This is a genomic window from Dickeya lacustris (genome assembly GCF_029635795.1).
In the GTDB taxonomy this organism is placed as follows: Bacteria; Pseudomonadota; Gammaproteobacteria; order Enterobacterales; family Enterobacteriaceae; genus Dickeya; species Dickeya lacustris.
The window spans coordinates 2,439,760-2,452,808 of record NZ_CP114280.1 but is presented as its reverse complement, the minus strand read 5'-3'; the positions used below and the strand labels follow the sequence as shown (position 1 = coordinate 2,452,808).

At 54.9% G+C, this 13,049-nt stretch carries 14 protein-coding genes and 1 pseudogene; 7 read left to right on the top strand and 8 right to left on the bottom strand.

Annotation, left to right across the window (positions count from 1 at the left end):
* Positions 1-222 precede the first annotated feature (222 nt).
* Entirely contained in the window at positions 223-1,671 is a 1,449-nt protein-coding gene (locus O1Q98_RS11170; RefSeq protein WP_125261150.1) for a M16 family metallopeptidase, read from the top strand.
* A 97-nt stretch (positions 1,672-1,768) separates the two neighbouring features.
* Here the strand turns inward: O1Q98_RS11170 and kdgK are convergent, their stop codons facing one another.
* From kdgK to yhjD, 3 genes are all read right to left on the bottom strand, one after another.
* On the bottom strand, positions 1,769-2,701 hold the full coding sequence (gene kdgK, locus O1Q98_RS11165) for a 2-dehydro-3-deoxygluconokinase (RefSeq protein ID WP_125261149.1): 933 nt from the start codon (positions 2,699-2,701) through the stop codon (positions 1,769-1,771).
* A gap of 182 nt (positions 2,702-2,883) precedes the next feature.
* Positions 2,884-3,087, bottom strand: coding sequence for a 2-hydroxymuconate tautomerase family protein (locus tag O1Q98_RS11160; RefSeq protein ID WP_125261148.1), 204 nt, complete (start codon positions 3,085-3,087; stop codon positions 2,884-2,886).
* 22 nt (positions 3,088-3,109) lie between these two features.
* Positions 3,110-4,078 carry an inner membrane protein YhjD gene (gene yhjD / locus O1Q98_RS11155; RefSeq protein ID WP_420810514.1) on the bottom strand — a complete coding sequence of 323 codons (969 nt, stop codon included), beginning with the start codon at positions 4,076-4,078 and terminating at the stop codon, positions 3,110-3,112.
* A 140-nt stretch (positions 4,079-4,218) separates the two neighbouring features.
* Between yhjD and O1Q98_RS11150 the strand changes: the two genes are divergently transcribed.
* Complete coding sequence (locus tag O1Q98_RS11150; protein WP_125261146.1) at positions 4,219-5,412, top strand: MFS transporter; 1,194 nt, start codon at positions 4,219-4,221, stop codon at positions 5,410-5,412.
* A 42-nt stretch (positions 5,413-5,454) separates the two neighbouring features.
* Here O1Q98_RS11150 and O1Q98_RS11145 read toward each other — a convergent pair whose 3' ends face one another.
* Together O1Q98_RS11145 and O1Q98_RS11140 are read right to left on the bottom strand one after the other, a co-directional pair.
* The gene (locus tag O1Q98_RS11145) at positions 5,455-6,024 is read right to left on the bottom strand and encodes a DcrB family lipoprotein (protein WP_125261145.1); all 570 of its coding nucleotides are present in this window, start codon (positions 6,022-6,024) and stop codon (positions 5,455-5,457) included.
* Positions 6,025-6,277: 253 nt separating this feature from the next.
* Complete coding sequence (locus O1Q98_RS11140; RefSeq protein WP_125261144.1) at positions 6,278-6,949, bottom strand: 7-cyano-7-deazaguanine/7-aminomethyl-7-deazaguanine transporter; 672 nt, start codon at positions 6,947-6,949, stop codon at positions 6,278-6,280.
* 208 nt (positions 6,950-7,157) lie between these two features.
* Between O1Q98_RS11140 and tusA the strand changes: the two genes are divergently transcribed.
* On the top strand, positions 7,158-7,403 hold the full coding sequence (gene tusA / locus O1Q98_RS11135) for a sulfurtransferase TusA (protein WP_125261143.1): 246 nt from the start codon (positions 7,158-7,160) through the stop codon (positions 7,401-7,403).
* A 53-nt stretch (positions 7,404-7,456) separates the two neighbouring features.
* Here tusA and O1Q98_RS11130 read toward each other — a convergent pair whose 3' ends face one another.
* Positions 7,457-8,086 (bottom strand): lysoplasmalogenase, encoded by a 630-nt coding sequence (locus O1Q98_RS11130; RefSeq protein ID WP_125261142.1) that lies wholly within the window; start codon positions 8,084-8,086, stop codon positions 7,457-7,459.
* Positions 8,087-8,345: 259 nt separating this feature from the next.
* Between O1Q98_RS11130 and O1Q98_RS11125 the strand changes: the two genes are divergently transcribed.
* A complete protein-coding gene (locus tag O1Q98_RS11125) occupies positions 8,346-8,672 on the top strand; it encodes a DUF1820 family protein (protein ID WP_125261141.1) in 327 nt (108 codons plus the stop codon).
* 97 nt (positions 8,673-8,769) lie between these two features.
* Here O1Q98_RS11125 and O1Q98_RS11120 read toward each other — a convergent pair whose 3' ends face one another.
* Together O1Q98_RS11120 and rsmD are read right to left on the bottom strand one after the other, a co-directional pair.
* A complete protein-coding gene (locus O1Q98_RS11120) occupies positions 8,770-9,051 on the bottom strand; it encodes a DUF1145 family protein (RefSeq protein ID WP_205744292.1) in 282 nt (93 codons plus the stop codon).
* Positions 9,041-9,664 carry a 16S rRNA (guanine(966)-N(2))-methyltransferase gene (gene rsmD / locus O1Q98_RS11115; protein ID WP_125261139.1) on the bottom strand — a complete coding sequence of 208 codons (624 nt, stop codon included), beginning with the start codon at positions 9,662-9,664 and terminating at the stop codon, positions 9,041-9,043. Before rsmD ends, O1Q98_RS11120 begins: the two co-directional genes overlap by 11 nt.
* Before the next feature lie 357 nt (positions 9,665-10,021).
* On the opposite strand from rsmD, the pseudogene ftsY reads away from it, so the two are divergent.
* The 3 genes and pseudogenes from ftsY to ftsX all read left to right on the top strand — a co-directional run bounded on the left by ftsY (position 10,022) and on the right by ftsX (position 13,037).
* Positions 10,022-11,405: pseudogene (gene ftsY / locus O1Q98_RS11110) on the top strand (signal recognition particle-docking protein FtsY).
* A gap of 5 nt (positions 11,406-11,410) precedes the next feature.
* A complete protein-coding gene (ftsE, locus tag O1Q98_RS11105; RefSeq protein ID WP_125261137.1) occupies positions 11,411-12,079 on the top strand; it encodes a cell division ATP-binding protein FtsE in 669 nt (222 codons plus the stop codon).
* Positions 12,069-13,037, top strand: coding sequence for a permease-like cell division protein FtsX (gene ftsX, locus O1Q98_RS11100; RefSeq protein WP_125261136.1), 969 nt, complete (start codon positions 12,069-12,071; stop codon positions 13,035-13,037). Before ftsE ends, ftsX begins: the two co-directional genes overlap by 11 nt.
* Positions 13,038-13,049: the final 12 nt, after the last annotated feature.

The window sequence follows — 13,049 nt, the reverse complement described above, 5'->3', positions numbered from 1 at the left end:
TGGCGAAAGAGTGTGGTGAACATTCCCCCTCTGTTTTATGTTACAGGCACGTTGGCAGTCCGTTTGTGCGTCGGTTTGTTAATGCGTTAATCGGCGGTTCTTCAATCTGGGCTGTCTTTTTGTAGCGTGAAGAGTTTGGGGTATAACACGTCAGGCGGCAGGATAAGGTCGTCCGAATTCACAAAAACATCGTTTTGGATAGTGATTAAAGTAGGGGTTCACATGCAGGACACCAAATCTGGTCTTTTCGTTGGTGGCGTGTTACTGGCGTTTTTCGCGGGTAACGTGCAGGCTGAAGCGCTACAACCCGACCCCGCGTGGCAGCAGGGGAAACTGGATAACGGCTTTAGCTGGCAACTGCTTTCGACTCCCCAGCGTCCGAGTGACCGTATCGAGCTGCGTTTGATGGTGAATACCGGCTCGTTGACGGAAAGTGCGCAACAGACGGGGTTCTCTCATCTTATTCCACGCCTGGCATTGTTGCCGCGTGATATGCCCTCAGCGGTTCAACGGCCTTCAGTGTGGCAGCAGTCTGAGAGTGAAACCAGGCCATTGCCGCCGGCAACAACGTCTTATGATTTCACGTCTTATAATCTGAGCTTGCCGAATAACCGGCCCGATTTGTTAAAAGAGGCGTTGAGTTGGCTGGCGGAGACGGCGGGAAAACTGCCTATCAATGACAAGCGCATTGCCGCTGCGACGAAAATGATCGACCCGGTAGCGACTGCACCGACCAATCCGCAGGATACGTCCTGGCGTTATCGGCTGAAGGGCTCATCGTTGTTGTCGTTTGCGCCGGGGCAGCCTCTGAAAGCCTCGGCAACCGCAGAGCTGGTGAGTAAATATTACAAAACCTGGTACACGCCGGATGCCATGACGCTGTATATCGCAGGCAATGTGGACAGCCGCATGATTGGCGAGCAAATCGAGAAGGCGTTTTCGCCGCTTGAGGGTAAGCGCGTCACGCCGTCGCCTTTACCGGTACTTTCGCCGATGTCCTCTGCGCCGATTAGCCTGATGGATAACAGCGTTAAGCAGGATACGCTGTCATTAGTGTGGGATATGCCGTGGCAGCCGATTCGCGATTCGCAGGCGCTGGCGCGTTATTGGCAGAGCGATCTGGCGCGCGAAGCGTTGTTCTGGCATGTCCAGCAGTCGCTGGGTAAAAGCCCGCTCAAGGAAACCAACGTTCGCTTCGATTGTAATGTGGTGTATGGCCGCGCCCAGTGCGCTATCCATCTCGACAATGTGACCAGTGAGTCTGCACTGGCGGGCGTGACATTCCTTGGCAAAGAGTTGCGCACGCTGCGCGATAAAGGGCTGTCAGCCGCAGAGTTCGAAACGTTAATGGCCCGCAAGACGGAAGAGCTGAGTAAGCTGTTTGCGACTTATGCACGCGCCAGTACCGATATTTTAATCGATCAGCGCTTGCGCTCTCAGAAGAATGGCGTAGTGGATATTGCACCGGAGCAATACCAAAAACTGCGTCAGAATTATCTGGCATCGCTGACGCTGGAGCGGCTTAATCAGGAACTGCATCAGCAATTGTCCCAGGATGCCACGCTCATTATGCTGCAACCGCAGGGGGAACCCGAGGCGAACATGAAAGCGTTGCAGGAAACTTATTCAGAGTTGATGAAACAAGACAGCGCTGCGCCAGCAACACCGTAGCGCCGCCACAGTAAAAACGCCGGTTAAGCGTGTATCGCTTAACCGGCGTTTTCGTTGTCAGGCTCTCTGGGCAGAAAGCCTGACGGGATTTCTTAACTTACGCTGGCATCGCGTCCAGTGGAATAATCGCGCCGCGATATTGAATCACTGTGCTGGCGGTCAAATGCCCGCGTTTTGCCGCGTCTGCGGCGCTGCCGCCGTTAAGACGGACTGACAGGTAGCCTGCGCTGAATGAATCCCCCGCAGCGGTAGTATCGACAACGCTCTCTTTGGGCAGCTTGATGGCCGGGATTTCCTGCAAGGCTTCGCCCTGAATGGAAACCAGGCACGCATCCGCACCGCGTTTGATAACCACTTCGGTCACGCCAGCACCGTGAGTGCGCGCCAGTACGTCATCTATCGGCAACTCGCCCCACAGCATGTCTTCATCATCGAGCGTCAGGAACGCGATATCGGTACAGGTCAGAATGTCGCTGTACGCTTGCCGGGTTTCTTCTTTGCTCTGCCACAGGCGAGGGCGGTAGTTGTTGTCGAAAATCACCTTGCCGCCGTTGGCGCGGCACGCGCGCAGTACGGCCAGCAGGCGTTCACGGCTGGCTGCATTCAGGATGGCAAGGCTGATACCGCTCAGATACAGATAATCAAATTTCGCCAGTTGCTGACTCACGGCATCGGCATCGGCGCTTTCCAGCCAGTAGCGGGCGGCGGCATCATTACGCCAGTAGTAGAATGTGCGCTCGCCGCTGGCATCGGTTTCGATGAAATACAGCCCAGGCAGTTTATTGTCCAGGCGTTGCGTCAGGTCGGTTTTTACGCCTTCCTTCTGCCAAACAGCCAGCATCTCGCTGCTAAACGAGTCGGTGCCCAGTGCGGTGACATAGTGCACGCCAAGCGCGTCTGCCTTGACCTGACGGGAAAGGTAAACCGCTGTGTTGAGGGTATCGCCACCGAAGCCACGGCTGAGATCCGTGCCTTTCTGTGACAGTTCAATCATGCATTCGCCAATAATCGCAATGTTCTTTGTCGTCATGACCGCTGACCTGTAAAAAAGAGATGGGGATGTAAGTGGAAATTAGCGCCAGTCTCAACATTACATGGCGCGTAGTCAATAGTGATGAAACGATGTTTTATTTTTTCATGATATGGATCGGGAAAACCTGTGGTAATCCCTCTCCTGAACGGCAGGTTGCTATTTGAGCGCGATCTTTGCCCTTATAACCCTTTTTGCCGCCGGGTTGTCACGCTTTCTCCGCCGATTCCCCAGTTATCGGTTTCCACTTCATCAATGATAACCACGGTGGTAGCCGGGTTTTTACCCAGCGTATCGACCAGTAGCTGAGTGACTCCGGCAATTAACTGCTGTTTTTGCTCGGCGGTGGCGCCGTCTTTGGTGATGCGAATATTAACAAAAGGCATATTGGCTCCTAGGGTCGTGTAGTCAGGTGCGCGTGAGCGGCACCGGTTTATCGGCACTGTTCTGAGGGAGCGCCGTGGCTATCCAGGCGGCGCAAAACAGCGTCAGACGGGCGAAAAAATAGAAAAATGTCATCAGGCCTATCACTGAACCGAACGCGGCACCCGATGGCGATGTGGCCAGTTGCGGTAACGCCATGGTCATCGCAAATTTTAACGCTTCAAAACCGACGGCGGCCATCAGCGTGCCGCGTAATAGCGGGGTATGGCGCGGTTTATGGCGCGGCAGTACCCACAAAATCCATAAAAATAGCAGGTAGTTGGCAAAAATAGAGATAGAAAGTGCGATAAGCGTCAGCGCCGGGCGCAACCAGCCAATTCCCCCAAGGCCCAGCGTCTGCACGATAAGCGCCTGCGCGCTACCTGCCACCGAGGTTAAAAACAGGGTGATCACCAGCGCCAGCAGCAGGCCAATCAACGATAAGAAATCCCAAAAGTAACGCAGGTAGAATTTCTCTTCCTCATGAGGCTGCCGCTCCCATACGTCTCGCGACTGCGCCAAAATTGCCTCGCGCAAGTTGCCTATCCAGTTGACGCCGGAATAGAGCGCCATCAGCAAGCCGGTCACACCAACGGTTGTACGCTGTCTCACGGCGGTGTTGACGGTGTCTTTCAGGGTATGTGCCAGGCTTGGATCGCTGATGCTGTTCACGATACGGTTGATAAGCCCGGTGAGCAGGTCAGGGTTGGAGGCCAGCACAAACCCGGCGCAGGCGAATGACACCATCAGAATAGGAATCAATGACAGAAACGAAAAATAGGTAATCGCTGCGCCAAACTGGTTGCCCATACGGTCATTAAACCGCTCGCCGGCGCGAATGAAATGGGCAATGGCCGCAACCGAGCGCACCCGGTGCCAAACGCCGTTAGGCGCGCGAGCTGCGTCGGATGGCGCAGTGCGCTCAGTGTGAATGCGTGGGCGGTTTGGCTTCACAGGCGTGCTCTCCTCGGCGATTCATCCTGTTGATTATAACTAACATCCTGTTGCAGTGTGTTAGGCTGAAAAACACCAAATACCAACCCCGTGTTGCCGTGTTGGTCTGCTAACGCGGCCTTGAAGCGAGTTAACGTCCCATGTCTGTGACACCACCAGAAACGACGCCTGGCGCATTACGCCTGAATTTACGCATTATGTCTGTGGTTATGTTCAATTTTGCCAGCTACCTGAATATTGGCCTGCCGCTGGCGGTGTTGCCAGGGTATGTCCATGAATATCTGGGGTTTAGTACATTTTGGGCAGGTTTGGTGATCAGTCTGCAATATTTTTCTACCTTATTAAGCCGCCCTCGGGCAGGCCGTTATGCCGATGAGAAAGGCCCGAAACAGGTGGTGGTGCTGGGGTTGGTGGGCGCGCTATTAAGCGGCGGTTTTTATGCGCTGGCGGCATGGAATGACAGCTCGCCGATGCTGGCCCTGATGCTGTTATGCGTTGGGCGCTTGATCCTCGGAGTGGGGCAGAGTTTTGCCGGAACCGGCGCGACGCTCTGGGGCGTGGGTATTGTCGGTTCACTGCACATCGGGCGGGTGATTTCATGGAACGGCGTAGCAACTTACGGCGCGATGGCCATTGGCGCGCCGCTTGGCGTGTGGATATACCAACAGGGCGGTTTGCGGCTACTGGCGCTGGTTATCATGCTGGTGGCGGCGCTGGCTATCGCGCTGGCGTTGCCCCGCCCGACGGTGAGCGTCACGCCGGGTAAAAAACTGCCTTTTCGTGAGGTGCTGGGCAAGGTCTGGCTATATGGCATGATTTTGTCGCTGGCCTCCGCCGGTTTTGGCGTCATCTCCACGTTTATTACGCTGTTTTATGCCAGTCGGCACTGGTCTGGCGCGGAATTTACGCTGAGTCTGTTTAGCGTGGCGTTTGTCGGCGCGCGATTACTCTTTCCTAATGCCATCAACCGATTTGGCGGCTTACGGGTGGCGCTGGCGTGTTTTGTGGTTGAAGGGGCGGGGTTGTTGCTGGTGTGGCAGGCGGCCAATCCGTTGATGGTGCAAATCGGTGCATTTCTTGCGGGCGGCGGCTTTTCGCTGGTGTTTCCCGCGCTGGGCGTGGTGGCGGTTAAAGCCGTTTCTGCGCAAAATCAGGGCAGCGCGCTGGCAACGTACACCATCTTTCTCGATTTATCGCTTGGCGTGGTCGGGCCCGTAGCGGGGGGGATGATCGCCTACACCGGGGTGGATGCGATTTATCTGGCGGCGGCGGGGTTGGCGCTGATGGGATTATTGATGACAGCGCGGTTGTATCGCACCAGAACAGCGGTATGAAACACGCCCTGCGCGCCATGCGCAGGGCATTCATGGTTCACATTAATTCAGTTTCAGGCTGGCAATTATCTTGCCTGCATCGCTCTGCGCCTGAGGCAGGTTATCGGCGGGCAAGCCGATTTGCAGCGTCACCAAATGGTTGTCCACTTTAGCCATCACGATAGAAGAGAACGCTTTCTGGCCGTTATTGGTGCTGACGCTGTCAAACTGCTGTACCTGCTGGCCATTTAGGGTGACAGGTTTATTACTCAGCACCTGTAAGTTGGCATCACGCCCGCGTTGCTGCTCTTCGATGCGTTGGCCGAATGTCGGCAGATCCTGCGGGGTGTCGTCACCCACAATCACAATAATGGTTTTCTGACCGCTTTGATCAGCATAGACATGCATGTTGTTTTTCTGGTTGCCCAGTTTGCCGGTTTGGTCGCTCAGGCCATCAGGCAGCGTGAATGTCAGCTTGCCGGAGAGCAGGGACACGTTGGGGGATGTGGCATTCTCTGCCGCCGCTGCCGGTTTTGCCGCCGGTACGCTGGTTTTCTTGTCACTGTTGCCATCGCAGGCGGCCAGGGTGGCGGCCAGCAGACCAATACCGAGATATTTCGCTAAATTTGGCATGGGTATCCTTTCTTTCATTACGAATACAGACTGACGCAATATCAGCACAAGCATATGAACATAAGCAGAAGTGGCGCTATGGCACCTGATTCGGGGCATAAAAACAAGCGTTTTGTTGTCACTATGCTTGTTTTAGCCCTGAATCAGGCTTCAGGCAGGCAATTTTCCGGTTATTCCTAATCACCATGTCGTCGCGAAAAACCGTTGTGTTAGCGAACGGTGGCAGAAAAATCCGTTTTACTCAAATCGGCGATCAGGCGGTTTGATCCTGATAAGGCGTACCGCTAACAGACTGGCTCAGGCGACGCAGCAGCATATTGAGCACTACGCCGTACATTGGCAGGAAAAAGACCAGGTTGATCGCTATTTTGAAGAAGTAGTCTACCTTGGCGATTTCCATCCAGTGCGTGGCCATGAACGGGTCGGTGCTGCGATAAAAGGCGATAAAGAAGAATGCTACCGTATCGCTCAGGTTGCCCAATATCGCAGACGCTGCGGGGGCGACCCACCAGGCTTTAAGCTGGCGCAAGCGATTGAAAACCTGAACGTCCAGAATCTGGCCTAAAACGTACGCCATCAGGCTGGCGATGGCAATGCGAGCGACCATCGGGTTGACCTGACCGAGCGCCGCCAGCCCCTGCCATTCGCCTTTGTAGAACAGCGAGGAGAACAGATAAGAGGCGATCAGCGCTGGCACCATCACGGTTAGAATAATTCGGCGTGCCAGCGGCGCTCCGAAAATTCGCACGGTTAAATCCGACGCCAGAAAAATAAACGGGAACGTAAATGCGCCCCAGGTAGTATGAAAGTCGAAAATCGTAATCGGTAATTGAACCAGATAGTTACTGGAAATAATCACCAAAATATGAAAGAGGGACAGCCAGCACAGTGCTGTCAGCCGCTGTTGTGCAGTGAACTGAAACATAGTATGACCTTTTTGGTTATTGGGGTGAGGGAACCCAGATAAATTGCCTCGTTATGCGTGCTTTTAACGCTAACGTGTCGGCATCATACCGCGTTGTAGTGGCTTTGCAATGGTTAATCCCCGTGCGTTTTTAGCGGTTGCGCGCTTAACCTTGAGGGGTAAACTAATTAGCCCTCGATTCCCTGTAATCTTCGTAACGAGAACGCGTATGACCGATATTTTTGCTAATCCCGATCGAACGCTGGATGCCCAAGGGTTACGCTGCCCTGAACCGGTGATGATGGTGCGTAAAACCGTGCGCCAGATGGAGTGTGGGCAAACGCTGCTGATTATTGCCGATGATCCGGCAACAACGCGTGATATTCCCGGCTTTTGCCGTTATATGGAACACGAGCTACTGGCGCAAACAACCGAAACGCTGCCCTATCGTTATCTGTTGCGCAAAGGGGCGTAAACCTTGCATCGGCTTAGCGAGTGTGCAAGGTTTACGGCGAGACGTGAGCACAGTCAGCCATAGAGTGAATGCACCATCAGAAAGTGGCCGCCGAAGTAGCTAATAGCCACCAGCGCCCGATGAGCCCGAAACGGGAAACGGAAGTGGTTCACCAGCCAGATAGCATGCGCCGCGAATAACAATACCGCACCGCTTAACAGTGACAGGTTCGCTTCATTGGCCAGCCAGACATAACGCTCGCCTGCCGTCCAGACCATCAATGCAGTCATGATGATTAGCGTTATCACCGCCAGACGTTCACGGCCAAGTTTACGCCATAAGAGTGTTAACAGCAGGCTTGCCAATAGCACCAGCGTCAGTGAAAGTGGCGATGAGAACCCCAGTGTCAGCGATGATGAAAACAGTGTCAGGGTGTAGAACAGGTGGGCCAGCGCATAGGCCATCAACCCCCAACGTAACCGCTCCTCCGGCAGAGACACTAATGCATCGCCTATCAGCGTGGCGGTTAATGCCAGCAGCACGAAATAACCGGGAACGCCGATGGTTGGGGTTTGCCATACCATACCTATCATCAGTAACAGCGTGAGCGGCTTAAATAGCAGGCGTTGCCAGTGCGGGCCGCGATAACTGGCATCCACATACAGCCAGCCGGAGAAAAAGACGGCGAGAAAAGACCAAAGCATAAAACATCCTTCATTTCACGGAGGAAGCGCTACGGCGGCGGCACAATAGCCCATTTGTAGCACGTTCGACCTGCCGATACGCGTTTGTTATGGCCTGCCCGCAGAGCCAGGTATACCTGGCTCTGCGGGCTGTGTTTTTTCAAATCGTCTGCGCGACGGGCCCGGGGCTGCCACCTGTCTGGCTTCATGCTATCGTAGCGCCCGAATTTGTCACTGCCACTATCAGATACCCGGCGCGCCCGGAGGAGACGAACGATTAATGAGCAATGAACCCGTCCTTTACCGCATTCAGTTTATGAATAACGGCAAAAACTATCAGCTGTATGTACGCGAACTGGTACAAAGCAGCCTGTTCGGATTTGTTGAAATCGCTGACTTCGTTTTTGATAACCCGTCTGCCCTGCTGGTTGACCCGACGACGGAAAAACTAAAAACAGAGTTTGCCGGCGTTGGGCGCAGCTATATTCCGATGCAGGCCGTCATTCGTATTGATGCCGTCAGCGAGCGCGAACGTGGTATTGCCCGCATTTCCGAATTGGGGGATAACGTAACGCATTTCCCCTCGCTGCCCGGCAAAAAAACCTAACCGCTGCGTCGTCCTGCCATGAGCACGGCGTGCAATGATGATGAACACGCCGTGTGTTGTTTGTTGCGTCTTGTTGCGTATCTATAGTCGGGGCGGGTTAGCGGGGTTTACGCGGCGTGACAGGCTGCTTGCGCTGCCAATCCAGTAACTCAAACACCCCGAACAGGAAAATGCGCAATTGCAGCATGCCTCCCAGCGCGGGAGCATCCTTCGGCTGGCTGGCTTTGAGCAGCAAAAATTGCACCCCATGCATCAACAGCATGAACCCCATCGCCACGACCATGAAAATATTCAGCGGGCGTGGAAAAGGGTGAATCAGGTTCATGACAAGAAAGCCCCATATTCCCAGCATCAGCAGGCGGCCCAGGTTAATCCAAATGTTCATCAAGGCTCCCGATGAGAGAATCAGATGCGTGGCGAATGTAAAGGCGATAACAGACCTGCCCGGCGGTTTTTTCCCGATGCAGCGTCCAGTTTGGCGGTAATGTCAGTGTGCGGTTTTCTGCTTCTGTTTCGATATAAACCCAGGCCTCGGCTGCCAGCCAGCCACCGTTTTCCAGTCGTTCTACGGTGTCATCCAGCAAGCCGCGACGAAAAGGCGGGTCGAGAAAAACCACGTCGTAGGGCAGCCCGGCAACGCGCTGGTTTAGCCATTGCAGCGTGTCGATATTGACTACTTCGGCATTATCAGCCCTTAGTTGCGACAGATTCTGCGTTAACTGGCGCGCCACATTGCGCTCGGATTCCAGCAAGGTGGTGTGAGCGGCATAGCGTGATAACGCTTCAAGCCCCAGTGCGCCGCTACCGGCGAAACAGTCGAGGCAGCGTGATTGTTGGATAACGGGTGCCAGCCAGTTAAACAGCGTTTCGCGCACACGGTCGGTGGTCGGTCGCAGACCGGGACTCTCTGGAACGGGGAGTTTTCTGCCGCGCCATTGCCCGCCAATAATGCGGATTTGGCCGGGAGCGGATGTCGCTTGATGTTTTGCCATAACTTTGTATTTGCCAAAGGCGTGTAAGTGCCAACGAGAGGAGACCGGCAACCGATTGCCGGATTTCTAAGGCGTTATTCTAACGGCGCTGGCCGGTCAGGCAAATGTAAAGATGCAGTTAATGGGAGACGGCGCGGGAAAATCCGCCAAATCTCGTTTGGTTAGCATGGCCAGACACACCTGGTTACGGAGATTGTCGCGCTCACCGGTGGCGCGGTGCGTGTTGCTGACGGCGGGAAAGTGTTAAACTCGTTGTTTTATTGGACTCGTAGCAGCGGCAGTCATGGCGTTGCGGGGTCGTGTTTATTGACATGGTTATTGATTAGCCGCACTGGGTGGCAGGAGCGCAATTACACAATGGCGAAAGAGAAAAAGCGCGGTTTTTTTTCCTGGTTGGGTTTAGGGCGTCAGGAAGAGAAGGCAGAAGAGAAGACACAAGAACAACCGCAGGCACCAACCGCACAGGCATCAACCGCCGATGAGGTGACGCCTGTTGCGTCGGTACAGCCCGACACAGCGGCCATTTCCGCCGAGCCGCCCGTTGCAGTAACTGCGCCGCAGGACGCGGTGGCCCCTGCGTCCGAGCCTGTCGAGCCGACGCCTGAGGTACCGGCGCATCACCCGCAGGAAATAGCGCCCCCTTTAGAGCCGCAGGCGCAACAGCAACCTGAAGCGCGGCCCGAGCCTACGCCGCCAGCCCCGGCAGATGCTGAGGACACCGAAACCGTCGCGGCGCAGAGCGTGGTTGCGCTGACCGGTGGTTGACGCGGTTGAAGTAGTTGAAGCGGCTCTGCCGATGCAAGAGCAGGAGCGCCCAACCAAAGAGGGGTTCTTCGCACGCCTCAAACGCAGCCTGGTAAAAACGCGTCAGAATCTGGGTTCAGGATTTGTCGGCTTGTTTCGCGGCAAGAAAATCGATGATGATTTGTTTGATGAGCTCGAAGAGCAACTGCTGATAGCGGACGTTGGGGTAGAAACCACCCGCAAGATCATCGCCCAACTGACAGAACATGCCAGCCGTAAGCAGCTCAAAGATGCCGAAGCGCTGATTGCGTTGCTCAAGGCGGAGATGAGCGAGATTCTGGCGAAGGTGGATGTGCCGCTCGACATTGAACGCAAAACGCCGTTTGTGATTTTGATGGTCGGGGTCAATGGCGTAGGTAAAACCACGACCATAGGTAAGCTGGCGCGTCAGTACCAGGCGCAGGGGAAAACGGTGATGTTGGCCGCCGGGGATACCTTCCGCGCCGCCGCCGTCGAGCAGTTGCAGGTCTGGGGGCAGCGCAATAACGTGCCCGTCGTGGCGCAGCATACGGGTGCGGATTCAGCTTCGGTGATTTTTGATGCGTTGCAGGCGGCCAAAGCGCGTGGGGTCGATGTGTTAATTGCTGACACCGCCGGGCGTTTGCAAAACAAATCACACCTGATGGAAGAGCTGAAAAAGATTGTGCGTGTGATGAAAAAGCTCGACGAAGATGCACCGCACGAAGTCATGCTGACGCTGGATGCCAGCACCGGCCAGAATGCAGTCAGCCAGGCAAAGCTGTTTAATGAGGCGGTCGGGCTGAGTGGTATTACGTTGACTAAACTGGATGGTACCGCCAAAGGCGGGGTGATTTTTGCCATTGCCGATCAGTTTGGCATCCCCATTCGCTACATTGGCGTGGGTGAAAGTATTGATGATTTGAGGCCGTTCAAGGCAGATGATTTTATTGAAGCCTTGTTTGCCCGTGAGGATTAAAACGGATGATTCGGTTTGAGCAGGTCAGCAAAGCCTATCTTGGCGGCCGTCAGGCGTTGCAAGGGGTGGATTTTCACATCCGCCCGGCTGAGATGGTGTTTCTGACCGGTCACTCGGGCGCAGGGAAAAGCACCCTGCTGAAGCTGATTTGTGGCATTGAACGCCCGAGTGCGGGCCATATTTTATTTGGCGGGCATGATATTAGCCGCCTGCGGAAAAGCGAAGTGCCGTTTCTGCGTCGGCAGATAGGGATGATTTTTCAGGATCACCACCTGTTGATGGATCGCACCGTGTACGAAAATGTCGCGATGCCATTAATCATCTCGGGGGCGACGACGGAAGATATCCGCCGCCGGGTGTCGGCCGCGCTGGATAAAGTCGGGCTGCTTGATAAAGCGCGTAATTACCCGATTCAGCTTTCCGGCGGCGAACAGCAGCGGGTCGGGATTGCCCGTGCGGTGGTGAATAAACCGGTGGTGCTGCTGGCTGATGAGCCAACCGGCAATCTCGATGATGCCTTGTCTGAAGGTATTTTACGCCTGTTTGAAGAGTTCAACCGCGTTGGCGTGACGGTGCTGATGGCGACGCATGACACCGGGCTGATTGCGCGCAGGCCCTATCGGGTGTTGACGTTATCACAGGGGCGTATCCTGGGAGGGCACCATGGTGAATAAGAGCCGCGCGCCGAGAACGAATCACCCAAAAAGCCGCTCGCTGCAAGGCGGATGGCAAGAGCAGTGGCGCTATGCCTGGGTGAATACGCTGCGTGATATGTTGCGCCAGCCGCTGGCGACGTTATTGACCATTATGGTGATAGCCATCTCCCTGACCCTGCCGAGTATTTGTTATCTGGTGTGGAAGAATGTCAGTCAGGCTGCCACACAGTGGTATCCGACGCCGCAACTGACGGTGTATCTCGATAAATCGCTTGATGACAATGCCGCCGAAGCGGTGCTGGGGAAAATCAAAGCCGAAGAGGGTGTTGATAAGGTGAATTACCTGTCACGTACCGAGGCGCTGGGCGAGTTTCGCAACTGGTCAGGGTTTGGCGGGGCTCTTGATATGCTTGAAGAGAATCCGCTGCCTGCGGTGGCGGTGGTCTCGCCGCAACTCAGCTTCCAGACTACGCAAACGCTCACCACGTTGCACGATCGCCTCAAGGCGATTGCCGGTGTGGAGGATGTACGGCTTGATGATAGCTGGTTCTCGCGTCTGGTGGCGCTCACCGGATTGGTCGGACAGATAGCGACCGTCATCGGTATGCTGATGGTCGCCGCCGTATTTTTGGTGATCGGCAATAGTGTGCGGCTGAATATTTTTAGTCAGCGCGAAAGCATCAATGTGATGAAACTTATCGGCGCGACGGATGGTTTTATCTTGCGGCCTTTTTTAAATGGCGGGGCGTTGTTGGGTTTTTGCGGTGCTATCGTGTCGCTCATTTTGTCGCAATGTTTGGTATGGAAGCTTTCTGGCGCCGTGTCGCAAGTAGCGGCTGTATTCGGCACCACCTTTGCCGTGCGTGGGTTGGGGTTTGATGAAGTTATCTTGCTGGTATTGATTGCAATCATCATTGGCTGGGCTGCCGCCTGGCTTGCCACGGTACAACATTTACGCCGTTTTACACCGCAGTAACCGCCTGTCACG